The organism is Microvirga sp. M2, assembly GCF_047497095.1.
Classification (GTDB): Bacteria; Pseudomonadota; Alphaproteobacteria; order Rhizobiales; family Beijerinckiaceae; genus Microvirga.
The window spans coordinates 1070408-1096613 of the sequence record NZ_CP134064.1; the positions used below are offsets into that span (position 1 = coordinate 1070408).

Annotated in this window: 19 protein-coding genes, 1 tRNA gene and 2 pseudogenes; 16 read left to right on the forward strand and 6 right to left on the reverse strand. The window is 62.5% G+C overall.

The genetic code is table 11. The annotated features are described in order from the left end of the window. Positions 1-36: 36 nt before the first annotated feature. Complete coding sequence (locus RE429_RS24620) at positions 37-1794, forward strand: adenylate/guanylate cyclase domain-containing protein (RefSeq protein ID WP_414474394.1); 1758 nt, start codon at positions 37-39, stop codon at positions 1792-1794. Between the two features lie 348 nt (positions 1795-2142). After that, on the forward strand, positions 2143-2349 hold the full coding sequence (locus tag RE429_RS24625; RefSeq protein ID WP_414474395.1) for a hypothetical protein: 207 nt from the start codon (positions 2143-2145) through the stop codon (positions 2347-2349). 383 nt (positions 2350-2732) lie between these two features. Here the strand turns inward: RE429_RS24625 and RE429_RS24630 are convergent, their stop codons facing one another. After that, a complete protein-coding gene (locus RE429_RS24630) occupies positions 2733-6122 on the reverse strand; it encodes a hypothetical protein (RefSeq protein WP_414474396.1) in 3390 nt (1129 codons plus the stop codon). A gap of 749 nt (positions 6123-6871) precedes the next feature. Between RE429_RS24630 and ltrA the strand changes: the two genes are divergently transcribed. Then, on the forward strand, positions 6872-8194 hold the full coding sequence (gene ltrA, locus RE429_RS24635; protein WP_414474397.1) for a group II intron reverse transcriptase/maturase: 1323 nt from the start codon (positions 6872-6874) through the stop codon (positions 8192-8194). Positions 8195-8518: 324 nt separating this feature from the next. On the opposite strand, the gene RE429_RS24640 is transcribed toward ltrA, so the two are convergent. Further along, on the reverse strand, positions 8519-9727 hold the full coding sequence (locus RE429_RS24640; protein WP_414475908.1) for an MFS transporter: 1209 nt from the start codon (positions 9725-9727) through the stop codon (positions 8519-8521). 195 nt (positions 9728-9922) lie between these two features. Further along, positions 9923-10786, reverse strand: coding sequence for a DMT family transporter (locus RE429_RS24645; RefSeq protein WP_414475909.1), 864 nt, complete (start codon positions 10784-10786; stop codon positions 9923-9925). 223 nt (positions 10787-11009) lie between these two features. On the opposite strand from RE429_RS24645, the gene gcvA reads away from it, so the two are divergent. Further along, on the forward strand, positions 11010-11936 hold the full coding sequence (gene gcvA / locus RE429_RS24650; RefSeq protein ID WP_414474398.1) for a transcriptional regulator GcvA: 927 nt from the start codon (positions 11010-11012) through the stop codon (positions 11934-11936). Positions 11937-12166: 230 nt separating this feature from the next. Here gcvA and RE429_RS24655 read toward each other — a convergent pair whose 3' ends face one another. Then, positions 12167-12403 carry a hypothetical protein gene (locus RE429_RS24655; RefSeq protein WP_414474399.1) on the reverse strand — a complete coding sequence of 79 codons (237 nt, stop codon included), beginning with the start codon at positions 12401-12403 and terminating at the stop codon, positions 12167-12169. A gap of 286 nt (positions 12404-12689) precedes the next feature. Continuing rightward, positions 12690-12878: a hypothetical protein gene (locus RE429_RS24660; RefSeq protein ID WP_414474400.1), complete on the reverse strand. Its 189-nt coding sequence runs from the start codon at positions 12876-12878 to the stop codon at positions 12690-12692. Between the two features lie 32 nt (positions 12879-12910). Here RE429_RS24660 and RE429_RS24665 point away from each other — a divergent pair, with 32 nt between their 5' ends. The 12 genes and pseudogenes from RE429_RS24665 (at position 12911) to RE429_RS24720 (ending at position 24108) form a co-directional block, all read left to right on the forward strand. Continuing rightward, a complete protein-coding gene (locus RE429_RS24665) occupies positions 12911-13489 on the forward strand; it encodes a PRC-barrel domain-containing protein (RefSeq protein ID WP_414474401.1) in 579 nt (192 codons plus the stop codon). Between the two features lie 913 nt (positions 13490-14402). Beyond that, positions 14403-14906 (forward strand): hypothetical protein, encoded by a 504-nt coding sequence (locus RE429_RS24670; protein ID WP_414474402.1) that lies wholly within the window; start codon positions 14403-14405, stop codon positions 14904-14906. Positions 14907-15957: 1051 nt separating this feature from the next. After that, complete coding sequence (gene tnpA / locus RE429_RS24675; protein WP_414471471.1) at positions 15958-16353, forward strand: IS66-like element accessory protein TnpA; 396 nt, start codon at positions 15958-15960, stop codon at positions 16351-16353. Next, the gene (tnpB, locus tag RE429_RS24680; RefSeq protein WP_414471472.1) at positions 16350-16706 is read left to right on the forward strand and encodes an IS66 family insertion sequence element accessory protein TnpB; all 357 of its coding nucleotides are present in this window, start codon (positions 16350-16352) and stop codon (positions 16704-16706) included. The genes tnpA and tnpB overlap by 4 nt, the downstream gene beginning before the upstream one ends. A 71-nt stretch (positions 16707-16777) precedes the next feature. Next, the gene (tnpC, locus tag RE429_RS24685; RefSeq protein WP_414474126.1) at positions 16778-18298 is read left to right on the forward strand and encodes an IS66 family transposase; all 1521 of its coding nucleotides are present in this window, start codon (positions 16778-16780) and stop codon (positions 18296-18298) included. A gap of 710 nt (positions 18299-19008) precedes the next feature. Next, a complete protein-coding gene (locus RE429_RS24690; RefSeq protein ID WP_414474403.1) occupies positions 19009-20532 on the forward strand; it encodes an integrase family protein in 1524 nt (507 codons plus the stop codon). 162 nt (positions 20533-20694) lie between these two features. Beyond that, positions 20695-20859 carry an IS630 transposase-related protein gene (locus tag RE429_RS24695; protein WP_414474404.1) on the forward strand — a complete coding sequence of 55 codons (165 nt, stop codon included), beginning with the start codon at positions 20695-20697 and terminating at the stop codon, positions 20857-20859. 449 nt (positions 20860-21308) lie between these two features. Then, a pseudogene (locus RE429_RS24700) lies at positions 21309-22365 on the forward strand (IS630 family transposase). 81 nt (positions 22366-22446) lie between these two features. Further along, a pseudogene (locus RE429_RS24705) lies at positions 22447-22545 on the forward strand (IS630 family transposase); the annotation flags it as partial. A 112-nt stretch (positions 22546-22657) separates the two neighbouring features. Then, a complete protein-coding gene (locus tag RE429_RS24710; protein ID WP_414474405.1) occupies positions 22658-22786 on the forward strand; it encodes a hypothetical protein in 129 nt (42 codons plus the stop codon). 297 nt (positions 22787-23083) lie between these two features. Continuing rightward, a tRNA-Ser gene (locus RE429_RS24715) sits at positions 23084-23173 on the forward strand. A gap of 377 nt (positions 23174-23550) precedes the next feature. Continuing rightward, a complete protein-coding gene (locus RE429_RS24720) occupies positions 23551-24108 on the forward strand; it encodes a dihydrofolate reductase family protein (protein WP_414474406.1) in 558 nt (185 codons plus the stop codon). 190 nt (positions 24109-24298) lie between these two features. Here the strand turns inward: RE429_RS24720 and RE429_RS24725 are convergent, their stop codons facing one another. Continuing rightward, positions 24299-26023, reverse strand: a complete 1725-nt coding sequence (locus RE429_RS24725; RefSeq protein WP_414474407.1) for an autotransporter domain-containing protein — start codon at positions 26021-26023, stop codon at positions 24299-24301. Positions 26024-26206 lie beyond the last annotated feature (183 nt).

Genomic DNA, 26206 nt, shown 5'->3' on the forward strand with positions numbered 1-26206 from the left:
GCTTCACCCGGCGGATCTCCTGAGGGAGAGACAGCCATGGCGACTGCAAGAGCGGAGCGGCGGCTGGCCGCGATCCTGGCCGCTGACGTCGTCGGCTATTCCCGCCTCGTCGAACATGACGAGGCTGGGACGTTGACGGCCCTGAAGGGTCTACGCCGGGAGGTGATCGATCCGCTGCTGGCCGAGCATCAGGGCCGTATCGTCAAGCTGATGGGCGACGGTGCGCTCGTGGAGTTCGGCTCGGTCGTCGATGCCGTCGCGTGCGCGCTCGCCATCCAGAAGGGCGTTGCCGAGAACCAGGCCGATATCCCAACGGAGCGACGCATCAACTTCCGGATCGGCGTCAATCTTGGTGATGTGATCCACGAGGTTGATGGGGATCTCTACGGCGATGGCGTCAACATCGCGGCCCGCCTCCAGACCTTGGCGAACCCGGGTGGCATTTGCATTTCCGGCACGGCGTACGATCACCTCCAAGGCAAGCTTGACTGCGACTACGAGTACCTCGGCGAACGCGCGCTCAAGAACATGGAGCGGCCGGTGCGGCTGTACCGCCCCCTTCTGGAAGGGACGGCCGCCCGAACGGCATCGCCCAGGCCCGCACTTCCGGACCGACCCTCCATTGCGGTGCTGCCGTTCAACGCCATGAGCGCCGACCCGGAGCAGGACTTCTTCAGCGATGGGCTCACCGAGGATATCACCACCGCGCTGTCCAAGCTCAAGGGCTTCTTCGTGATCGCCCGCAACACGATGGTCACCTACAAGGGAAAGCCTGTGGATGTGCGCGCCGTCGGGCGCGAACTCGGGATCCGCTATGTTCTCGAGGGGAGTGTCCGCAAGTCCGGCAACCGCGTCAGGGTGACCGCACAGCTCATCGATGCGGCCTCCGAAGCCCATCTCTGGGCCGAGCGGTACGACGGCGACCTCGGCGACATCTTCGTCATCCAGGACGAAATCACCGCAAGCGTCGTGGGCCGCATCGAGCCGGAACTCCTGGCGGCAGAGCATGCCCGCGAAAGCCGCAAGCCGCATCATGGCCTTGATGCCTGGGAATGTGTCGTGCGGGCGGTGTTCCTGTGTTCCCAGTTGTCTGAGGAGAGCAGCCGGAAAATGCTCCCTCTGCTCGATCGGGCCATCGGACTGGCTCCCGATTATGCCCAGGCGCTCGCCATGAAAGGTTGGATTATGCTGTGGCGCGCGTTCCAGGGGTGGGAGGATATGGAATACGCCCTGGCCCTTGCCGGGGATCTCGTCCAACAAGCCATTGCCGCGGATGATAAAGAACCGTGGGCTTACCTTGCGCAGGCGATGATAGCCTTTGCGACGCGTGACAATGTCCTGGCCGTGGCAGCGGTCAGCCAGGCTGTTGCGATCAACCCCAACTCCGCGTTTGCACACGGCCAGTTGGGACTTGCGCATGCCAACGGGGGCCGCGCGGCGGACGCCATTCCTTGCATCGACTACGCCCTCAGACTGAGCCCGCGCGAGGCTTTTCTCGGCGACTTTCAGTTCTACTACGCCATGGCTTATTTCCAGGGCGCAAATTACGAGCTTGGATTGAGGTATGCACGGGAGGCGCATCGAATGCGGTCCGGTCACGCGGTTCCGCTGATCATCGGCACGGCCTGTGCCGGACTTCTGGACAACCAGGAGGCTGCCACGGACCTGCTCGGACGGCTCAAGTCGCTAGTCCCTGACATCTCACGGGACACGGTCGGAGCAACATCTTCTTTCGTCCGCGCCGAGGATCGGGCGCGCCTGATCGAGGGACTTGCCCGTGCCGGTTTGGATTAGTTGCCTGTGCTCATCTCGGAAACATGCTCACCATCGCGAAAGGGGCCCTCCTGGTCGCCGGTCTCGCCGCGAAGCATTCTTGTATGTGCGTTGTGCGGGAAGGTCGGTTCATGGCACATTTGCGAAGTAGGCCGAACGCCTGCGGACGAAGGGGACAACAGACATTCCCGAGGCGGCAGCAATTTCCTTGGATAACCCAACGCGGACGCTCCAGCACCCCAACTGCGCACTGGCCAAGTTCCAGGCTCGGGCGCCTTGAGATACTCCTGGGATGTGGTCTCCCGGCAGGAGAGGAAGTATTCTCCTGCCGAGGTGGTGGGCGAGTTCTCATTAGGGAGGCCTTTTCCCATGTCAGGCCATGCCATCCACATCAAGGTTGACGGAAGAACCTACTCGGGAACCTACAAGGTTGACCGAAGGATCCTGACCGTCACGACAACCTACGGCATGAAGTCCGCCGAAATTAACCCTCGGGTGGCGCATGAGGCTCTTGCCCACCAACTCCTCCAGGAACTGGTTCAGCAGGAAAAGTCGCGCAAGGGCTCGACCCTCTGACAAAGGGAGCCGGTCGACGCCGACGCTTCCCATGCACAGGTGAGATCCATAAAGCCAATATATTTTCACCCATTCGGTGCGGGTGATGGCAACTGCTTGGCCCAAGGCCGACCAAAGAGCTAGGTCTGATTAACGGGCGACAAGCGGACCTTCATTCGGCCCGGTCGATATTGCAAAATGACCCGGAGCGGGCGCAGAGCCGCTTCTGCTGGAGGGGTAAAGCCGCAGCCGGCCGTAGAGGGCGCTATGCGCATTGGGCCAAAATCCAACGATGAATCTGCGCTGATCGATGGATGAGGCAGTGCCGCAGCCGCGAGCGAAGGCTGAGATGGGCTGAGGCAGCCTCTTGGTGAGGTGTCACCCGCCAGAAGGCCACCAACTCCTCACGCCATCCAGTCGAAGTTCTGGACCTGGAAGAGTTCCGGCGAGGTATCCTCCAGCACGAGGATTGTCGAGAACCCCGACTCCGAGAGCCGGGCCTGGAGCAGCGTGTCCCCGGCACTCTCCGCCAAGCGGAGGAGGCCGGCCTCGAACGGATCGCTGCCGACCTCATGGCCCGGCAGGAGGCGCATGATCGAGGTCAGGTCGATCACGTCGCCGTCGGCCCCGGTCTCGAAGTCGAGGACATGGTCGGCCACCATGGCCCGTGACGTGTCGAAGGAGAGGGAAAACCGATCCTGCCCGGCCCCTCCGGTGATCAGGTCGACGCCGGGGCCCTCCGGGTCATAGGAGCGGTTGTTGGAGACCATCAAGATCGTGTCGTTCCCCGCTCCACCGTCGATCCGGTTGGAGCCAGAGCCGTCCGAAAGCCGGTCGTCGCCTGTCCCGCCGTACAGGACATCGTCGCCGGTGCCGCCGTCGATATAGTCGTTCCCGGCTCCCCCATGGATGGTGTCGTTGCCGGCATCCCCCATGAGAAAATCGTCGTTCGCGCCGACGGCATGGTGGCCCTCGACCTCCATGATAAGATCGTCGCCGGCCCCTCCCCACAACCAATCGTTGCCGTTGTCGCCTTGCAGGCGGTCGTTGCCCTCGCTGCCGTAGAGCGTGTCATCCCCGTCGCCGCCGCTGAGGCGGTCGTCGCCATTGCCGCCGTCCAGCGTGTCGGACCCCGTGCCGCCCACCAGGCGGTCGTCGCCGCCGCCGCCATGCATGAGATCGTCGCCGCCGAGGCCCCGCATGATGTCGTCGCCGTCGAGGCCCTCGAGGAATTCGGGATGCCTCGTCCCATCGAGGATGTCCGCCCCCGCTGTTCCCCTGACGTGGCCGAAGACTCCGCTTGGGTCATAGGGAGGAACGAAGTTGTCCGGCCTCAGGTCTTCGGCGCAAGTGTTCTCCAATGTCAGGATGGTCCGTAGCCCGTCCGGGCTGTATTGCCCCGGAACCTTGAGGAGGGCGCTCGTGCCGTCCTGTACCAGGACGAGATGTCCGGTCACGAAAGGGTTGGTGCCCCGGACGTAGCCGGGAAGGCTGCCGAGCAGGCCCGAGACGTCGAGGAGGTCGCCTCCCGGCCCCGTCTCGAAGTCGGTGATCACGTCGGCGGGCGCATGGTCCGCATAGCCGATCAGGTAGGTGTCGCGGCCCTCGCCACCCGTCAGGCGGTCGACACCCTCGACCGGCCAGAACTCGAGGTAGTCCAGCTCCGGCCGGCTCGACACGTAGTGGAAGACGTCGTCTCCGGCTCCGCCGATGATCGTGTTCGAGCCGCCTTGCCACTCGTAGAAGACATCGTTGCCGTCGCCGCCGTCGATGTAGTCCGGACCGCCGTAGTCGCGGGGCGGCGACCAGCGATCGTTGCCATGGAAGGGAGGATCTCCGGCGATCTCGTCGTCGCCTGCGCCGCCGTAGATCGTGTCGGCACCGTAGCCGCCGTCGAGGCGGTCATTGCCGTCGCCGCCGTCGATGCGGTCGTTTCCATCATTGGCCTTTATGACATCGTCCCCGCCAAGTCCGAAGATCTCGTCATCCCCGAGCGATCCATCCAGGCTGTCGTCCCCGTCCGTACCGACCGCGCTCGAGACCTGCCCGAGCGGATGGTAGGCGGGATTGAAATTGAAGGCCGCCAACACCCCTGGCGCGACGTTCGCCAACCGCACGATCGTGCCGTATCCCACTCCCTTTCCGATCCATTCCAGGTCGACCTGGATCAGGGTGTCGTTCCCGGAGGCGACCACGCGGACGAGCCCGCTGGTAAAGGGATGAACCGGATCGTGGAACCAGGGGTATGGCAGCTCGTTGCGTGGATCGACGGCCTCGATCGCCCAGGCGATGTCGAGGATGTCCCCGCCGTAGCCGACCTCGAAGTCCATGATCGTGTCGGGGTCATCCACAGCCGCGGCGAAATCGGACAGGCGGTAGCGATCCGCGCCACTGCCGCCCAGAATGAGGTTCCGTCCCTCCAGGTCGATTAAGTCGTCCCCGGCGCCGCCCCGGATCGTGTTGGATCCTGCGCCGGGTAAGATGACGTCGTTGCCGTCTCCTCCGGCGAGCACGTCGTTCCCGTCTCCGCCTTCCAGCGTGTCATTGCCGGCACCGCCGTCGAGGCCGTCATCGCCCGCTCCGGCCGAGAGCCAGTCATGCCCGTCGCCGCCCATGAGCCAGTCGTCGCCGTCGCCGCTCGTCAGCCGGTCGTCGCCCGTGCCGCCCAGCAATGTGTCCGATCCGATATCCCCGAGGAGGTGATCGTTGCCCGCCCCACCGACGAGCAAATCGTCTCCTGCGGTGCCCAGGATCGTATCGTCGCCGCCGAGGCCGTTGATGAAGTCGTCACCCGACGTGCCGTGCAGGACATCGTCGCCCTCGGTCGGCGCCGTCGCGATGGGGACAGGCGCGTAGGACGGGTGGAAATTGTCGGCCGTGAGGGACGATGGGTCGGTGCCGCGGAGAACCAGGATTGTCCGCAGGTCCTCTGGAGCGATGCCTCCGGCCACGCTCGCCTTGAGGACGGTGTCGCTCCCCTCGTGCACCAGCCTGAGATGTCCAGTGGCGAACGGGTTAGAGGAGCCTCCCAGCGCGGACGGAAGGAAGGTGAGATCGATCCTGTCGCCACCCGTTCCCGCCTCGAAGTCGGTAATGACGTCGGCGGAAACATCGGGGGCCAGTACGTCGGGAGACAACTCGAACGAATCGCTTCCGGTCCCGCCAGACAGCGTGCTCTCGCTCGGCGAACCTGAAACGTACCAGGCCTCGTCGTTGCCGGGGCCGCCGATGAGCCTGTTTGACCCCGACGAATCCGCCAACCAGTCGTTGCCGTCGCCGCCGTTCAGGGTGTCGTCGCCTTCGCCGCCGTAGAGGCCGTCATTACCGGTGCCGCCTGACAGAACGTCATTCCCCCGGTCGCCATACAGGAGATCGAACCCCGCCCCACCCACGAGCGTGTCATTGCCGTCGTTCCCTTGCAGGGTGTCGGAATCCTCACCCCCGTCCAGCGAGTCGTCGCCGCTGCCGCCGTAGAGATAGTCGGTGCCGGTGCCCCCGCTCAGGAAATCGTTGCCTTCGCCGCCATGGAGGTCGTCGTTACCCGAATCGCCCGACAAGCTGTCATTGCCGCCTTCGCCGTGGAGGCGATCCCTGTCGGCTCCTCCGGAGAGGGTGTCGTCGCCGCCTCTGCCGTACAGGGTATCGAATCCGCCCAGCCCCTGGATCACATCGGGACCTTCCCCTCCAACGAGGCGGTCGTCGAACGGGGTGCCCGTGAGGGTCATGCCCAGCGGTTGGTCGAGTGGGGTGGCCTGAGCGGCGAGAGATGAAGTCAGCGACCGCCCTGAAGTCATGGTTTCCCCATTGCCAAGTCATGCGTGCGATAACACTCCTATCGCAATAATGGAAACAGATATTCTCTGAGGGATATACTTTGAATTTAGAAATATTTTTAAGGAAAAACGGCGCTATCGGGAGCAGCAATTGCAAGTTAACCGAGAGCTTTAATTGAAGATCCGGGTTGTCACCCCGAACCCAGCGGCAGTGATTGGTCCATGCAAGTCAGGCCGAATGAGGCATCGCAAGCCGACTGCGTAGGTCTCCCAATGGCAGTGCGCCCCGAAGGCGCGGATCACCAGTGGAGGAGGATTCCACCCAGAGAGTTGTCGATTGATCTGGTAGCTGACGAGCGGTTTGGCCGGGTAACCGGACGGGCCGGAGCCTCGTGACAAAGGTCGCTGTAAGGCGGCTGAGCAATCCGATGGGCTGTAACGTGAGTGAAGCCTGAGCAGGCCTCGAAAGTGACAATGCGGATGCCGACCCTCCTGCCATTTGGGGAAGGCCGCGCGAGCGGGGAAGCAATCGACACATGCACCCGCTCGATCCGCCGGGGTAGTGGGTACGGCACGTCGGAAGGGTGATGCGGGTAATCGGGGGAGACCCGTTCTGCGCGAGGGTAGCGGCCTCAACGGTGTTGTCAGACGCCGGCCAGGGCGGGAGTCGGACAGGGTCATACGAGCGCTGAGGCCGGGTAACGCCGGCGGAGCAAAGGACCCTGACTTCTGGTGCGCTTTCGAAGCTGGTGAGGTGAGGGTGATTGACGATGAGCCTAGGAACACCTGAGAAGATCCGGACCCTTCAGAGAAAGCTCTATTGCAAGGCGAAGGCGCAGCCCGCCTTCCGCTTCTATGGGCTCTACGACAAGATCTATCGCGATGACATTCTCCGTCACGCCTACGGGTTGGCCCGCGCCAATGCGGGGGCTCCAGGGGTGGACGGGATGAGTTTCGAGCAGATCGAGGCGCAAGGCCTGGAAGCCTGGCTGGCGGGGTTGCGCGAGGAACTGGTCTTGAAGACGTACCGGCCCGATCCGGTGCGGCGGGTGACGATCCCGAAGCCGGATGGCGGCGAGCGAACGCTCAGCATTCCGACCATCCGGGATCGGGTCGTGCAAACCGCCGCCAAACTCGTGCTGGAACCGATCTTCGAGGCCGACTTCGAGGACAATGCCTACGGCTATCGCCCCGCTCGCGGGGCGGTGGATGCGGTCAAGGAAGTGCACCGGCTGATCTGCCGGGGCTACACCGATGTGGTTGATGCCGACCTGTCCCGCTACTTCGATACGATCCCGCACCGCGAACTCCTGCAATCGGTGGCGCGGCGGATCGCAGATGGTTCCGTGCTGCGGCTGATCAGGCTGTGGCTGAAGGCACCGATCGAGGAGCGGGATGCTGAGGGAACCCGGCGCATGAGTGGGGGCAAGAGCAGTTCGCGGGGCACGCCCCAGGGCGGCGTCGCGAGCCCGCTGCTCGCTAACATCTACATGAACCGGTTCCTGAAGCATTGGCGGCTGACCGGACGCGGCGAAACGTTCCGAGCCCATGTCGTCTCGTATGCCGACGACTTCGTCATTCTCAGCCGCGGTCGCGCGGCTGAGGCACTGACGTGGACAAAGGCCGTGATGACAAGGCTTGGGCTGAGCCTCAACGAGGCCAAGACCTCGCTGAAGGACGCCCGCCAGGAACGCTTCGACTTCCTCGGCTACTCGTTCGGGCCTTATTACTACAAGGCGAACGGCCGAAGGTATCTGGGCGCGAGCCCGTCCAAGAAGAGCGTGCAACGGCTCAAGACGAAGGTCGCTAACCTGCTGACGCCCGGCCACACTGAACCATGGGAAGAATTGCGCGACACGCTGAACAGGTCCCTGCGCGGCTGGTCGAACTACTTCGCCTATGGAACATCTCGTCCGGCCTTCCGTGGGATGGACCAGTACGTCACCGAGCGCGTGTGTGCCTTCCTCGCCCGACGACATAAGTTGCATGGGCGCGGCAACCGACAGTTCACCTACGACGTAATCCACGGTGAACGCGGTGTGCTAGCTCTGGAACGCTTGCCCCGACCTGCCTCGCCGTGGGCCTTGCGATGAAGCCGGTCGGAGAGCCGGATGCGGTAGCGCCGCACGTCCGGTTCGATGAGCGGGGATGGGAAACGGGGCGTTGCCGCACGGCCCAAGCTACCGCGCCCATCCTCGACTCTACCTCGTGGGACGTAATACCTTGGTCAGCTTTGGCTGGTCAGAGCCGACATTCATTGAGCGACCGGAATGTGAACATCTGACCCATTCCGGAACTTCCCGGCGATTGTGCAGGATGATGAGCGACGGCAGAAGGCGACCTGAGAACAAGCAGGCTCATCATCTCTCGTCACCCCAGGGTTTCACTGAGCAGACCTTCCGCACGATGCTCTCTGGCTAAGGAGCGTCGGTCCGCATGGCGTGGCACCAGGTCATCACACCGAACGCCGACAACTGAACGGCAACCGTCAGAAAGCCGATGGCGAAGCTCCCCGTGAGGCCGACGATCAGCGTGAAGAGCATGGGGCCGCCGATGGACCCCACGAAGGCAACCAGCGTCGCCGCCGACGAGACCTCGGCGACCAGGTGCTGCGGCGCCACGCTCGCCAGCTCCGCATAGTAGATCCCGTTCCAGCCCATCGCGATGAAGCCGACGAGCGCGATGCAGGCGATGATCGCCCACGGCCCCTGGTCTGCGCCCGCAACGAGCAGGCCGACCGCACCTGCCGCCAGCACCGCCTGCACGCCGAGATGCGACAGCCCATGCCCTGTGCGGCCCGCAAGCCAGCCGAGTGCGATGCGGCCCGTCACGCTCGCGGCCTGCATGACGGCGATGTAGAGACCGGCCTCGGCCAGCGAGGCCGAGTGCTGGGTGATCACATAGGTTGCCGTGAAGGACGTGATGCAGGCCTGCGTGACGGAGAACGACATCCCCAGTGCCGTCAGCATTGGGAGGGACGGGTGCGAGCGCAGCACCGTGACAGACCGGAGCAAGGTGGCTGCCGAGAAGAGCGCCCGAAGCCATCCCGTCCCCTTTTGCAGGTCCGCCGTGGCGAGCGGGCGGCGGAACGGCTGCACGAGCAGGACACCGAGCAGGGCCGTGGCCACCATGATCCAGATCGCGCCAGGGAAGCTCAGCGTTGTGACGAGCGGCGCCACCACAAGGCCCGCCACCGCGCCGCCCAGCGGAACGCCGGCTTGCTTGATGGAGAAGACGAGCGTGCGGTGCTGCCGGGGTGTCGTGCGCACCAGCATCTGGCTTCCGGCGGAGGTGTTCGGGCCCAGGCCGAACCCGATGGCCACCGCACCGACGAGCGCCGCGACGCCAACAGGCTGTGAGAGCACCAGCAGCCCAAACGCGATGAAGACCAGGCCGATCTGAAGCGACCGGACCGGCCCGAAATGGCTGAGCATGGGACCGCCGCAGGCGAGATACCAGCAATTGCCTATGGTGATCAGCGCCGCGATATAGCCGATGCCCTCTGGCGGCAGCGCGGCCTGGGCCGTCAGGATTGGTCCGAGCAGCGGGACCGCGCCGGAAGCGAAATAGCTGATCGACTGGACAAGCAGCGTCGCGCTGAGGGCGTTTGCCCACAAGGGGAGCATCACGGGGAGATATCCTCAGGAGGTTCTGCCGGGCGGCGGGAGGCGCGTGGACACTGCCACGGCATGCCCTGTCCGCCAAGCTCTGGGTATCCCGGGGCGGCGGTTCCTTTCCATCGACGCTCGCGCCGGTACGGAATGCCGCCAAGCGCTCGGGCCAGGCGTGAGCGCAGGGTCCCTGCGCAATCATGCCAACCGTTAAGGCGCTTGATCCGCCTTCCTGCGGGAGGTCATGGTCAGGGCGAGACCGCCCAGGATCAGGACCACGCCGACAACAAACAGCGCCCCCATCTGGTCGCCGAACATCACGGACGAGGCGGCGATCCCGATCACCGGCTGGAGGTACTGAACGCCCGCCGCGATCCGGGCCGGGACGGTGCGCAGGATGCTCAGCCACAGGAACAGACCTGCGACGGTCACCACGAGGCCAAGATAGGCCGCAGCCCAGAGCGCCTGGGCCGTGACCTGGATGGGAACGTGCCACATCTCCCAGGCAGCCCAGGGCAGCAGCGCGATGAAGCCGAACAACGTGCTCCAGGCGGCCACGGTGGTGGTACCGTACTTATCGGTGAGTTCGACGCTCCAGACGTAATAGAACGCGATGGTCAGCGCGGACAGCAGCACGCAGGCCGCACCGGCCACGCTGGACTCGAACAGGCCCGCCGCTCCCTCACCATGCCCCAACGCGACGAGCGCAATGCCCGCGAAAGCCGCCAGCAATCCCAGTTGCTGCCAGCCCGAGACAGCCTGCTTGAGGCGCAAAGCGGCAAAAATCACGATGAAGACCGGAATGGTGGCCGAGATGATGGTGCCGACCGAGGCCGAGGTGCCAGCCACGCCGAAGGTCTGGGCGACCTGGCCGATGCCGATGCCCAACACCCCGAGGGCGGCAACATGGGGCAGCGCCCGCCATGGGAGCCGTCGTCCTCCCACGATGAGAAGCATCAGCAGGGGCACGGCAATGGCAAACCGCAGCGCGGTCAGCGTGAGCGGCGGCATCGTCAGAAGGCCGAGCTTCGTCACCGGGATCGAAAGCCCCCATATGACGGCAAGCAGCAGCATGGCGGCAAAGCTGCGCACGGAGGGTGCCGCGTCGCGAGAGGCGACGGGCGAAAGGGCAGGGGCGGAAGGGGTATTCGCTGCGCTCTGGCTCGACATGAACAGGTCTGCACGGGGTGAGGTGATGCCGCCATCGCGGCCTCTCGAAGTGCTAGGCCCGCCAAGCCTGGCTGACAAACCATTTGTTCTCACGTAACGTGTGAGTCGCACTCACGCATGTGGACCCATGTTCGACCGGCTTCCTCCTCTCCAGACCCTGCGCGCTTTTGAGGCCACCGGACGCCTGTTGAGCATGACGCGAGCCGCCGACGAACTGCATGTCACCCACGGCGCGGTGAGCCGGCACATCAAGACCCTCGAAGGCCATCTCGGCGTCGCCTTGTTCCGGCGCCTCACGCGCCGGATCGTCCTGACCGACGAGGGAGCGGAGTTCTTCGTGGTTGCGACCCGGGTGCTCGCGGATCTGACGCGGGAGGCCGAACGGCTTCGAGGACCAAAGAGCGCGGAACGGCTGATCATCAGCACCGGCATCTCGTTCGCAAGCAAGTGGCTGGGACCACGCCTGCATCGCCTGATGGCTTGTCACCCCGAACTCGACGTCCATCTCGACATCACCGATACCGATGTCGATCTGAACAACGGGCAAGTCGATGCGGCGGTGCGCTACGGCAGTGGCCGCTATCCACACGTCGCCTCCGAGCGCCTTCTGGAGGAAACCCTGACCCCGGTGTGCAGCCCAGCCTATCGAACGGAAATGGGCGGCCTGCCGTCGGTCGAGAACCTTGCCAAGTGCAGGCTGCTGCATGAGGACCGCCTGCTGTACGAGGACCGCTGGTCCGCCACCTGGGAGCATTGGTTTGCCATGGTAGGGCTGGATGGCGTCCCCAGGGGCCGTGGCCCGATCTACAGTCATGGCAGCATGGTGATCGAGGCAGCCATTCGCGGGGAAGGGGTGGCGCTCGGGCGCAGCGCTCTGGTGGCCGAAGACATTGCTGCCGGTCGCTTGGTCGCACTCTTCCCGCAACTACGCCTCAAGTCCGAGCGAGGCTACGATCTCGTGTATCGGTTGGGCAATCACGACCACCCGAAGGTTCGTGCCGTGCGCGACTGGCTGTCGGACGAGATCCGACAGTTTCTCGCGGAAGCCGGCTGAGCGTCCGCTTGCGCTCCAAGGCCTCTGTGTCGGAATGTCTCTTGATGGCACGAGGCAGCCGTAGCCCGAGCGTCCGTATTCGAGTGGTAAGCTGACCTCTCATTCGTGCCGCACGAGGTCGCAGTTTGCCGCCCTTAGGGACGAACCCCGACCGCAACGCCCACTCCATGACCGAGATGGACGTTCCTTACGCTCTCTATCGCCCTGAGAGGATCTCGGGTTTGGGGAGGCTAGCGCTCAGGAGCCTTCCGGGCGGCCTCTTCCATCCCTTCCGGGTTCTTCTTGACTCCCTCCTGAAGCACCTTCGCGGCGGCATCCTGTTCCTGCTCCAGAGGAGCAGCGATCGGCGCGGTGTCGCCATGGGCTTCAAGACCTTGGTGCTGTGGTTTCTGGCTTCCCGCCTTCGCGGCGGATTTCAGCGAGCGCAAAGCCTCGGGCTGTTGACCATCCTGCTTGCGGTCTGGCATCGGGCGAACTCCTCCAGGGGTGGCTTCATGGCCGCCTCCCTTAGGGAATTCCCATCATGCTGCGGTGTTCCTTCCAAAGGGCCTTCCGGATGACGAAGCGCCCGGCGGTTAGCCCAATTGAGAGGGGCTCGATCGTCTGCTCAAGGAGGTGAAACCTGACCTGCTGGAAGGGCAGGAAACCTCAGAGGTTGACCCGATCCTGACCTTAGGCTCGCTTGGCCATCTCACAAGAAGAACAGGTGCATGTCTCCTGGGGCCGCCATGGCGGACCGGCCGCCGTTGCCGCTTAGAGCGAGTAGAGATCCAAGGCCCCGCTGAACCGGGTCCGATGCCGATCGAGGAAAGGGGCGTAGTTGATGATGTTGAACGCCTTGAAGTCGGCCTTCGTCATCTGCCGCAGGATGATGCGGGACGGGTAGTCCCAGGACCGGACCTGAGGGGCCAGCCATTGCGTTTTATCCTGAACATGGGCCAAGGGCTATCCATCCCCGCGAGCGGGAGGCGCTCATGAGACGAGAAACGTATTACGTGTTCCACTCGGCAACCGCCCCTGACCTGCGCGGCATCACCGGCGATCCGGACGGGGCGAGCCTACCCGCCGAGGACGGGCCTTGGACCTTGGAGCGGCAGATCCCCCCGGAGGAGCCCTGGGCCTTGGATGTCCATCAGGCTGTGGTGAATTTCGGTATCTTGGAGAATGGCTTCTACCTCCAGGGTCCGATCCCTCGGCACGCCTCATCCAAGCCCGTCATCGAAAGCGACCGTGTCGAGGGCACGGCGGTGTTCGACCCTTATGGGCATCGGATCGGCACCATCAAGCGGCTACTGATCGAAAAAGTGAGCGGTCGGGTGGTCTACGTCGATGTGACTTTCGGGGGGTTCCTCGGTGTTGGCGTGCACCACCATACCATCCTATGGGAGAAGCTCACCTACGACATGGGGCTTCACGGGTACCGCACCGACATCACCGAGGAGCAGGTCCGGGGCGCTCCGGTCTTCTATGGCGATGACGAGGTCTGGCCCGACAGGAAGCGCGAGCAGGAGTTGCGGGATTACTGGCACGATTTGCCGAGAGGCCCAATCTGAACCGCAGCCGCCAAGTCTGATCGGGGCATCTGCAAGCAAGGACGGTCGCCCGAGGAGTGCCGTATGGACAGGCATGGTCGTGCCACTCCTGGCAGATGGGACTTTCGGCTTCGAGGCTTGTTCCGAGAACAGCCACGTCGGTCTGCTTCTACCGCAAGATACCGACGAAAGGCGGCAACCACGCGATGGATCACACGTCATCGGTGATCGCGGCTGATGCGGATGGCGAACCCGTCACCCTCATTGACTACCACGAGGAGGCTGCGTTTGCGTTGACCAAGCATAAGCGGGAGTCGAAGGCTTAACCGGGCAGCCTTGCTTATCGTGCGGACACGAAGGGCCACGCTCGTGAAAAGCGGATCCGGTTTTCCACGCCAAACGATGCGCACTTCAAGGAGTGGAGCGTCGGATGGATCCCAAAGGTGGAGTCCGCTTTTGGACCGATGCTCTAGGTGCACCTGTAGATCTGGAAGGGCGGCTATTGCACGCCTGCGACATTAGCCGGAGGGCAGCAATCCTCACGGAGCCAAACGTGCCAAAGGCACCAGGAATTTCGGTGCGCGGCCCGTTGCCGGCGCTTTACCGAGTGCGGCATTTGCCTGACGATCGTGGTATGCGCTACCTCCGTTGGAGATCAGCCCGGGTTTACGCGCCGGGCCGGTTGCGGGCATGATCCGACACGGGCAGGATGTGCGGCATCAGGAGGCATAGAGGTGACTGGGAAGACCGAAAAGCCAGAAAAGCCCGAACCCGCTCCGGCCACGGAGGCCCAGCCGTTCGGGCAAGCGCTCGCTGAAACGGGGCTCCTCCCGGTCAACCCGCCCCAGAGGATCCTCATCCGATCAGGCAGGGCCGGCAAGCCCCTGAGGCTCGGGAGATTGCGCAAGGATCAGGCCTGAGAGCTGGGCTGCCCTTGTGCATCTACAACAACCCGGGCACGACGAAATGCAGCTTCAGTGATGACGTGATCGCCCATCTGGCGAAGCTCCCGAACGTGGCGGCGGTGAAACTGCCACTCCCTGCGGATGGCGATTTCGCGGGCGAGATGGAGCGGCTGCGGGCGATCACCCCGGAGGGCTTCGCCATTGGCTACAGCGGGTATTGGGGAGCAGCCGACGCCCTGCTGGCTGTGACGCGTGGTACAGCGTGTTGGCGGGACTGCTCCGGCATTAGCGCTCACGCCCGCGGCGCAAGCTGTCGACGGTTTGGGAGCCACGCGCATCAACGACGCATTTCAACCGCTGTGGGACCTGTTCAGAGCGTTCGGCAGCTTCCGCGTAATGTACTTGATGGCAGACCATGTCGATCTCGGCAGGATCGAGCCGCCGCATCGATCCTGCCGTTGCCTCAGGAGGTCCGCACTTGCGCCGCAGCGGCCTTGCAGAACTTGAAGGATATCGAAGGCTTCCCGCCCTAAAGGGCTTGTGCGAGGTTTCACCTGCGAGCAGGGAAAGTCGCCTTCTGGCAGATGTTATTGAAAAGGTCGGCAACTGACGTTTTTCGCGTGATCGGCCTACTGGATGTAGGGGTAGATCTAGCGGGGGGCTGATAGTAATAGATCCCCCAAGCCACATTTTGGATTTTATCAACACTATCGCGCTACAAGTGGATCTCCATTTGGTCTGTCAAATATTGCACTTTTGCACCGTCGGCCGACATTTGCGCGCCCATGCCTGACGGCTGGCTCTAGCCGCAAGGGATCTTCTAGCGATAGTCGTAGGTACAGCGGCTGGCCAGGAACCACCAAGCCTGTGCAATTGCCAAAATCAAGCATGTCAAGAATGGCTGTTGAACAATCATAGTTTGCCAGGCAGGGTCGAGGGACATGGCCTTCAAAGGCTTAAGCACCGGTACCAATGGGGCCTAAGGTTGTCGCGAGGGAGGGCCTCCTGGCAGTTACGTCCTGACGTTTAGGAAATACGAGGGATTGAGTCCTTCCGGGCGCCGACGGACTTCACCCATGTCCCCCGTACAAAATGATTTGCCTCGTGGGGCTCCAATCCTTTCAAATTAGAAGCGCAGCACACCGGGCGCGCTGTGCTTCTTGGCGGAGCCAGACAGCTCGCAACGGTCTAGTTGTGGGTTTGAGTTCTGTTTGGCCTAACAATGCAGCAGGTGCCCAGATATGAATTCTATTGAAGGGCAGGATTTCCCGGGAGCTCAATCCCTTCCCGGGCTTCTCGACCTCAATTACTCGCACTCCAGGACAGGATGCTGTCACGAAGGACTCGAAGCCCGGGATTCCTGTTTGGACATCCGTACTCTTAGCTAGCTAAGGCGTTGCTGGAGCTGTTTGGACCTGGATCGCCCTCATTTCGAATGGCCTGACCAATGTGCATGAGCAGTACGGCACGGCTTTCAAGTTGAGGTAGGTCGCGAAGACCGTAAGCGGTGTTCTCGCCGCACCTTACATTCGCATGTGTGAGCAGCGAGACTGACGATCTTGGATTGAGGATCGTTTTGTGCCGATGGTTGACCATATGCTTGAGCCGCCGCGGCCGGTGCGGCGCCTGGAAGTGATCACCGGAGCCAGTGGACGCCGGCGCTGGTCAGCCGATGAGAAGGCGCGGATCCTGGAGGAAGCCATGGCGCCGGGCGCGGTGGTGTCCGAGGTGGCCCGCCGAAACGGGATAGCGCCGCAGCACCTGTTCACCTGGCGCCGTCAGGCCAAGTGCGCGGCGGACGATCATCCTCTCGCCTTTACCCCGGTTATTGTCGCCCCTGACGGGCCGCAGCCCACCCCGGCAGCCTGCCGGGAGGCGGTGATCGAGATTGTTGTGGCGGGCACTGTCATTCGCATCCCTCCGGGGGCCGATGGCGCAACGCTGGCTATGGTCCTGCAAGCGCTCAAGAGCCTGCGATGATCGGGCCGAGCGGGACTGTCCGCGTCCTGGTGGCCACCAAGCCCGTCGACTTCCGCAAAGGGGCGGATGGCCTCGCTGCGCTCGTGCGCGACACCATGGGGGCCGATCCGTTCTCCGGGACGGTTTATGTCTTCCGCGCCAAACGCACGGATCGCGTCAAACTGGTGTTCTGGGATGGCACCGGCGTGGTTCTCGTCGCGAAGCGATTGGAGGATGGTGAGTTCCGCTGGCCCAAGCTGCAGGATGGTGCCCTTCACCTGTCAGCCGCCGAGCTCTCCGCTCTGCTCGAGGGTCTGGACTGGCGCCGCGTGCATGCGCCACGACCGACCTCTGTGCCTGTGGAGCCCAGCTGACCCGATCCCATCCATAAGAGCCATCGCGGCTCCCGTCGAAGCATGATTCACTTCGTCCTGTGACCAGCGCGATGCAAACTCTCCCGGATGATCCTGAACTGCTCAAAGCCATGCTCCTGGCCGAGCGGGCCCGCGCTGAACGTCTGGAGCAGATTATCAAGGCGATGCAGCGTCATCGCTTCGGCCGCAGGGCCGAGAGCCTGCCTGAGGATCAACTGCTGCTCGGGCTGGAAGAGGCCGAACAGACTGAGGCCGCCGAAGGCGCCCAACACGAGCAAGCGGATCTGGCCGAGCGTCAAAGCCGAGCGGCCCAGCGGCGTCGGAACCGCGGATCCTTGCCGGCCCATCTGCCGCGCATTGAGACGATCATCGACATCGAGGATCCAACCTGTCCCTGCTGCCGCAATGCCCTGCACCGCATCGGCGAGGATGTCTCCGAGCGCCTCGACATCGTGCCGGCGCAACTGCGCGTGCTGGTGATGCGACGGCCCAAATACGCCTGCCGCCACTGCGAGGATGGGGTGGTGCAAGCCCCGGCTCCGGCCCGCGTGATCGAAGGCGGCCTGCCCACCGACGCGCTGGTCGCGCAGGTGCTGGTGTCGAAATACGCCGACCATCTCCCGCTCTACCGGCAGTCTCAGATCTACGCGCGTCAGGGCATCACTTTGGATCGTTCGACCCTGGCTGATTGGGTCGGGCGCGCCGCCTGGCACCTGCGGCCGGTACATGAGCGCCTGCTGGCGCAGCTGAAGACCTCACCCCGGCTGTTTGCCGATGAGACCACCGCACCGGTGCTCGATCCCGGCCGCGGCCAGACCAAGACCGGGCAGCTGTTTGCCTATGCGCGGGACGATCGGCCGTGGGGCGGCACGGATCCGCCTGGGGTGGCCTACGTCTATGCGCCGGATCGCAAGGCGGCCCGGCCGATCGAGCATCTGTGCGGTTTTGCCGGCGTGCTGCAGGTGGACGGCTACAGCGGCTATCGGGCTCTAGCTGGAGGCAATCAGGTCACCCTCGCGTTCTGCTGGGCGCACGTGCGACGGCGCTTTTACGAACTGGCCGTGGCCGGAGCGGCGCCGATTGCCAGCGAAGCGCTCACCCGGATTGCGGAGCTCTACCGGATCGAGAGCGAGATCCGTAGCATGAGTGCGGCGGAGCGCTGCCGGATTCGTCAGGCCAAGAGCGGTCCGGTACTGGACGCTCTCGAGCCGTGGTTGCGCGGCAAACTCGGTCTGATCAGCCAGAAGAGCAAGCTGGCCGAGGCGATCCGCTACGCGCTTGTGCGCTGGGACGGGCTGACCCGCTTTGTCGACGACGGGCGGATTGAGATCGACTCCAACGTGGTCGAGCGGGCAATCCGGCCTTTGGCCTTGACGCGCAAGAATGCACTGTTTGCCGGCTCGGATCGCGGGGGCGAACACTGGGCGATCATCGCCTCATTGGTCGAGACCTGCAAACTGTGCGGGGTGGATCCGCAGGCTTATCTCGCCGACGTGTTGAGCCGCATCGCCACCGGCCATCTCAACACCCGCATTGATGATCTACTGCCGTGGGCCTATGCCACCGCGCCGGACCTCAAGGCCGTGGCCTGAGAACACCGCTAACCGAAGACCTACGTAAAGGTTAGCATAGTCACTTTGAAGAATGAGGCCGTCGGCGCTCACGCCATCTGAGCAGCTTGGCCTATCTTGCTGCCTCAAGATAGCTCTTTCATCACAAGATATGATGTTGCTTGACCGCGCATATTGCTAGGCGCTTGCTAAAGAGGCAGGGTCTGGTGCGGCACTTTAGCATCTCGATACAACATATCATATACTAACAGGTTTATCTGCCTATAAAGGTCCCAGAGTTCATCCTGTGCGAAATGGTATTTGTGGAAGGCTTAAAAAGTATTACAGAGGATTGATGCAGTAATGTAATGATTGTTCGAATCCTTTTGTGTCTTCGTGAGTCCTTCAGTTTTAGGAACCTGCGCTGAAAACTGGAATTATCAACGGTAAATGCTGCGATTGTAGAATCGCTAGGATATGTAGTTAATATATTCTCCATATAAGTATATATACTGACATAAATAATCTTTGTTTTGCTTCTGTACTATGTGTAGCATTTCGAGCAATAGCCCGTTGGATGCGTTGCATGCACCTAATGGACGGCGTTCTCCCGCAAAGCCTCTCGTGCAGGCAAGCGCACGCAAACGGCTGAAGCTCTGACCCGTCTCCAAGAGAGCGGGCAAAGGTCCAACCCGATTGCGACCTCTCGGGCAGCACTTGTTCAAATCTTCTCGGTCGAAAGGACGTGTCCCATGACCAACAAGGCCTGTACGGGCTACACTCGAGAGCGCCTCCGCCTGAGGTCGAAAAACATCAAGAGAGCGATGACTATAATTGCTCGTGGAAAGGTGCCAGGGCGTGGGCTCGAGTGGGCCGATGAGGGCTGTCAGGGGCTGACACTGCGTATAACGCGGCAAGCTGCCACTTGGTACTTCCGGGAGCGCGTAAGGACGGTGCGACTCGGCACTATCGACATCCTGACCATTCCCGCTGCCCGCGAGGCTGCTGCGCGGACGAAGTTGCAACTTAAGGATGGACACGATCCCCGGCCGGATCTTCGTGTCTATGAACATGCACTCGCCACATACAATGGCAATATGGAGATCGCCATCGACGCGGCTTGGCCGGTGTTTGACAGTGAGTTGTCGGAAGATGAGCGTAGAAAGCTCGGGCCTTGGTTGTGGAGCGATCTGCTGAATGCATTCTTGGCAGCGAAGAAGAAGACTCTCAGAGAGAGGTACTACCCCGCATACGAACACTATCTCCGGCACCCGGCATTCGCCCGCATCGCCAATCGGATAGTCTCCACCCTCACTGTTGATGACCTAGAGCAGGTCCGCGACGACATCCTAGAGGCCAGCGTACCATCCACGGCTAAGCGATGTGTAGGCCAGATGAAGGACGCCTTGACATGGGCCTGGAAGCATAAGGGTCGGCCCAGCGGGCTCAACAAGGCAACATATCCGTGGTGGGAGCGCCTGACAGTTGATTATCACTGGAATAAGCGGGAGCATACGCCGACCGTCGAAGAGCTAGCCCGGACCCTTGTCCTTGCTGAACAGTTTCGAACCCTGGGCGAGACAGAGCATGCTACGAGTTCGGGGACATTGGCGATGCTTTGGGCACTCGTGCTTACGGCGCAGCGGACCTATGCGCTGTCACGGACCGAAACAATGGCTTTAGTCTCCTGGGACAACACGGACCGCATGGGCTGGTGGTCAGCGGGGTGGGAGAGCGAGGTGATGAAGAGCGGACTGCCGCATGCACTGCCAATTCCCCCAGAAGCGAAGGCAGTCATCGACCAAATCCTGGCCGAGCATATCGAGATGCGCGGCCCCTCGAGATGGTTGTTCCCGTCCAAGCGGGGCGTCGACGACCCAGTTTCCAAAAACGGCGTCAACCAGCTTCTCAATAGGCTGTGCGGTATTAAGAAAGGGTGCGACGGTGTGACTGAGCATGAGAATCTGTTGATTCTGCATGGCATTCGCCGCTGGGTTCCTCAAGACGCCCGGCGTGCTCTTGCGACCTACTTAAGTGACCATGGGCTGGGCGGGTCAGCGTCGGCGATTTTGGACCACTCGTTGGACAAAGAGGCTGACGAGCGGCAGAAGAGAGCGCCGGTGACACGCCTTCATTATGATCATGCACAGCGGATGGAACTCAAGGCGGTTGGTATGGAACTTTGGTGCAGGGCAATCCTCGAAGCGTACGGAAGAGAGAAGGCGGCCTTTACTACCTTTAAGGTTCATCCACGAACCAAACGGCGAACGGCCTGACAACGTGTGGAATCCTGAATTTAGTCTGACGGCCGTATCCAATTGAACTCCTTCAGGCCAATGATGGATGGCTCGGGCCTAGAGCCTCGGACGCAAAATCTGACTCTTCAGGTTCCGTGTGGCGTCCTGGCGTGATTCACTTCCTTGAGCGGGAGGTGGATCATGGGCCGCTACTATTCCCTGGATCTCCGCGTGCGGGTTGCCGCCTTTGTCGAAGCCGGTCAATCCTGCCGGGCCGCCGCTCGGCATTTCGGGGTCAGTGACAGTTTTGCCATTAGGCTCGCCCGGCGCCAGGCGCAGTCCGGGTCCCCTGCGCCGGCTCGCTAGGGCCGGCCGCGAGGACAAGGCAAGCTCGCGCCCTACGAGAGCTTTCTGGTGCAGACGGCGGAGACCGAGCCCGCTATCACTATGCCCGAACTCGCGGCTCGTCTCTTGGCGCAGCACGGGGTTGTGGCTGCCCCAGCCACTCTCTCACGCCTGCTGTGCCGATCTGGGTTCACATATAAAAAATCGCAGATGGCCGCGGAATGCGCACGCGCCGACATTCGTGAGGACCGCCGCGTCTGGAGAGGCCAACGTCAGGCCCGCATGCGCCAGCAGCCGGATCGCTTGCTGTTCTTGGATGAAACGTACCTCAACACCAAGATGACCCGCCTGCGTGGGCGTAGCCGCACGGGCCAGCGGTTACGCGTAATACCACGTCCTGGTGAGAGCGACTCGTCGCAGCGTCAAAGCGCCTGAGATGTGATTCAACATGGCAAGCGAGGAGGTTTGCCATGTCCATTCCCGTCGCCCTCCGGCCCGATTACGATGCCGTTCGTCTGCGCCAACTTGCCCGCCGGAGCAAGGATGCCCCGCAGACCCGCCGCTTGCTGGCCCTGGCGGTGATCTACGAGGGCGGCTTGCGCACCCAAGCGGCCGAGATCGGCGGGGTCAGCCTGCAGACGGTGCGTGACTGGGTCCTGCGCTTCAATGCCCATGGGCCCGATGGGCTTCTGGACGGGAAGGCGCCGGGACAGCCTTCGATCCTGAGCGACGCGCATCGGCAGCGCCTGAGCGAGATGATCGAGAGCGGCCCGATCCCAGCCGCCACGGGGTAGTGCGCTGGCGCCTGGCCGACCTGATGCAGTGGCTCTGGGAGGAGTACCGGATCCGGATCTCGAAGCAGACGCTCAGCCGTGAGCTGCGGTCTCTGAGCTTCCGCAAGCTGTCGGCTCGCCCGCGTCATCACGCCAGGAGCGACGCGGCCGTGGCTGCTTTTAAAAAGACTTCCCCACGCGTCTGGAGGAGATCGCGACCAACGAGGCCGGCGGCCGGCCCATAGAGATCTGGTTTGCCGATGAGGCCCGCATCGGCCAGAAGAACAAGATCACCCGGCGCTGGGCCAAGCGCGGCACCCGTCCCTCCGCCCCACGCGATCTGCGGACTGCGTCTGCTTACATCTTTGGGGCGATCTGCCCGGCCCAAGGCAAAGCCGCCGGCCTGGTCTTGCCCCGCTGCACGACCGAGGCGATGTCCCTGCATCTGGCCGAGATCTCGCAGGCGGTGGCGCCTGGCGCGCATGCTGTGCTGCTGCTCGACCAAGCTGGATGGCACGTCTCGAGGAAGCTGAAGGTGCCGCCCAACATCACTCTGGTGCCGCTGCCGGCAATGGCGCCTGAGCTGAACCCCGTGGAGAACATCTGGCAGTTCATAAGGGAGAACTGGATCTCCAACCGGATCTTCACGTCCTACACGGACATTCTCGACCACTGCTGTGCGGCTTGGAACAAGCTGATCGATCAGCCTTGGACCATCATGTCGATCGGCTTGCGCGAGTGGGCGCACCAATGATGATCAGCGGGAATTGGTATAAGCGCTCCGTTTGGCCATTGGAAGACCCATACTTTCCTGGCCGCGCTCCGCTGTCATGAGCTGAGCGCCCCTTGGATCATCGACGGTCCCATCACCCACTCGGCCTTTGATACCTACATCGCGACGCAGTTGGCTCCAACGTTGCGCGAAGGCGACGTGGTGATCCTCGACAATCTGGCAGTCCACAAGAGCGAAGCGGCCGCCCTCTGTCTGAAGCAGAAGGGAGCCCTGGTTCCTCTTCCTGCCCGCTTATTCGCCCGATTTGAACCCGATGGAGCAGGCCTTCGCCATGATCAAAGCGCATCTACGGAAAGCGGAAGCCCGAACCTTGACGCGCTGTGGCGAGCCCTGGGTGACATCTGCAATCTCTTTGAGCCGAGCGAATGCTGGAACTATCTGAAGCACGCAGGATACGCGTCCGATTAAATATCTGAGGCTCTAGCCGTGCTATCAAGCCCTGCGCTCCCGAACGGTGCCACTATTTCTCTCCTCGTGATGTTATCGATTATTCACAACGTGGCCCGCGGCACATCCAGCGAATTCTCTTAGAGGTGTTGTCCCTGCTACAAAGGGCTTTCCTGGGATACAACTGCGATACAACAGCAGGCAGGGAATCCTGGCCTAGCGGCCGCAGTCATCCGCGGTCGGCCAGACCGTCGCACACTCAATTTAGCGATAGTTTATGGAGATTTACACTGCGGACGTAATACAACCGGCATGCTCATCTAAGCAAAGAAACAGCTTCCCAAGCTGAATGTCGTGGGTTCGATTCCCATCGCCCGCTCCAATTTTCCTTCAGGAAATCCAGGGGTTCACAAGGACCGGATGACCTACATCATGCGTCAGCGATTTCGGGTGATACAACGCTGATACAAAAATCCTTCCCGGCTGCGCCCGATTCGGCGCGTCAATCGGCCTCGGCTTCTTGTTGCTCTTAGGACCATCATTGGACGGTCCCCGAGAAATCCGATCCTGGACTTAGAGCAATCTTCATCCGGCAGCCTCTGTCGGGCTTAGCTTAACCATGAAGCAAGCGTCAAAGCTAAGGGGCTGGACTCAACCACCCATGCGGCGAGGTTCCGTTTTCGGCCCATAGCGAAAGTTGAGCTTCAACCGCGAGCAATAGCCCTAGGTCTTTTCGAGCGTATGGCTTAGGCTCGCCACATGGGACTATTGACCTTTAGCATAAACGTCACCCTGGACGGCTGCGTCGACCACCGCGCAGGAATCGCTGACGACGAGACGCACGCGTTCTTCACCCGCCTTATGGACGAGGGCGGGGCGATGCTGTGGGGCCGCATCACCTACGAGATGATGGAGAGCTACTGGCCGGCGGTCGCTCGCGGCGACGTGGAGGCACCGCCGGCGATACGCGAGTGGGCGGTCAAGCTTGAGGCCAAGCCGAAATACGTGGTGTCGTCGACGCGAAAGGACTTCCCGTGGACCAACAGCCACCACATCGCCGACGACCTGCGAACAGGCGTGCAGAGGCTCAAGAACGCGACTCCGGCGGGCGTGCTCCTCGGTAGCGGCAAACTCGCGACCGAGCTGGACCGGCTGGATCTGATCGACGAGTACAAGCTCCTCGTCCATCCAAGGATCGCTGGCCACGGTCCGACCCTGTACCAGGGCGGGCTGCCCAGCACGCGACGGCTCGAGCTGGTCTCGGCGAAGCCGCTCCGCAATGGCGCGGTCGCCATGCACTACCAGCGCGAACGCTGACTTCGAGCAGCCTTTCGCGCGCAGCTTGGGGACCTGCGCGTCGCGGGAGCACCGCCGATTGGCAGTCGGCTTTGGTCGCCTGTTTCTATGGATGAGAACAGATGCACTCAAACGATGTGTCAATGGTTGACGCGGCCGGCCGCGTCGCGGTTTCACGTTCGATAAGGCAAATTTCGATCCGGCCGCAGCCTCAGAACGTCCAGATGAAGTTACCCTTGAGAGCATGCTCTTGGGCCTGAGAGCCGATCTGGCCTTGGTAGGCTACACCCAGACTGACGGCTTGGCTCGCCTGCCACTCCAGACCTGCTTCCGCTACCAGCGCATCCCGGTCCACCGGTGTGCCCGCGACTGTGAAGGCGGACGATCCTCCCGCAAAAGCCATCAGAGCGGCCGGGTTCACATCGCCATAGGCGTGGCGCCAGCCGATCAGTCCCTTTGCGCGAAGGGGGATGTCCTCGCTGATCTGGGCCTCAGCCCGGACGCCGAGCGTGGTGGTCCCGAGATCTTGATTCTGAGCAAAGCCAGCCAGGGCCGACACTCCGCCGACTTCCTGGAAGCTCGCCGTGTGCAGGCGCATGATCGAGGCTCCGACAAACGGCTCGACCTGCACTCGGGCCAGATCGAAACGGTAGCCGATCTCACCGAAGGCCTGAGCCGTCCAACCATCGTAAGATGCACTGACCGCTTCAGCAAAGCCGGGAAAGAGCACCGTGCGCTGGGTGTCGATGTCGTGGGCTGCCAACGAGGTGCCTAGCCGCAGGTTGAGACCACCCCACGAGGTCGAACCGTAGAGCGCTCCAAAGACGGTCTCATTAGAGCCGGACGAGAGGCGGCTGTCCACGTCGAACGTGGTGCGGGTAAAGCCAGCTGCCACACCGAGACGGTATGTCTGATCGAGGTTTGCTTCCGCGCCAAGGATGAACCCACCCGTGGAAGTGTCGAGGCCCGCTGCATTGGCACTGCCATCCACCTTGCCCCAGGAGCCGAAGCCCTCGCCCCAGAGCGCAAATCGGCGCGGATCGAAACTTCGGACAGGAACTGGAGCTGTCCGGGGAGCCTTCCCGGGCAAATCCGCAGCATAGGCCGCAGTATAGGTGCCCTGAGCCATCCTGAGGGAAGACGAAGATGCCGGAGCCGTATTCAGGCGGTTGACCAGGGTGGTCTGCACAAGGCTGGCGCCGACGGATGCAGCAGCTCCAGCCGAGGCATGGGCTTCACCGGACAGAGCCTCAAACGCCTGGCGTGCGCCTGACGCGCTCTGGCCAATCACCGCCTTGTAAAGAGGATTGTTGGGTCCAAGTGCCTCCAAAGCGTTGGCCACATTGGACTGATTGCCGGTCGCAGCCACTGAGTTGAAGGCAGCCTTCTGCTCCAGCGTGAGCGTGACGTCATTGACCCCGTAACGGAGGGAGGGCCTCAGATAGGCCAGATTGGACGTGACACCCTCAAACTGTCCGCTGACACCACCGGCTGCGGTCAGGATGCGATACGTGGTCGACGGCTTATAAGTGCCGTTCTCGGCTAGGACCTGCACGGTCCCACCCGACAAGGTCGCAGTTCCTGCCGCTGTGATCCGGTCCGCCTGTCCCGCGCTGAAGACTTTGACCTTATAGATAGAACCAGGTGCAAAGGTGAGAGCCCCTACCGCCCCTGTTCCACCAAGCGTCGCGCCATTCTGAACACTGACGCTCGATCCACTTAGGGAGCCGTTCAGGAGAAGCGTACCGGCCTTTACATTGGTTGAACCATTGAACTGGCTCGTGCCAGTCAGGGTCCAAGTTGATGAGCCTGTCTTCTCCAGCGTGCCGAAGCTCTGGAACTGCAGTTCGGACGCAATGCCAAGGGTGCCGGCATTGAAGGTGCCCGAGCCTGATCCACCAAGTGCGAGGGTGTTGGTAGCGTCGGCTCCAGCCACAATGCCCGTGATTGAATAGCCTGGAAGAAGCGTGAGGCGATTGTTGGAGCCAGTGAAGTTGATTGCGTACTGCCCTGTCCCCGTGCCGCCTTGGATAGAACCACCAAGCGTAACGTCGGCGTTCTCACCAGCCGAAATCGCTGTACCACCAGCCGTGACAGCACCGCCGGAAGGGACCGCGAG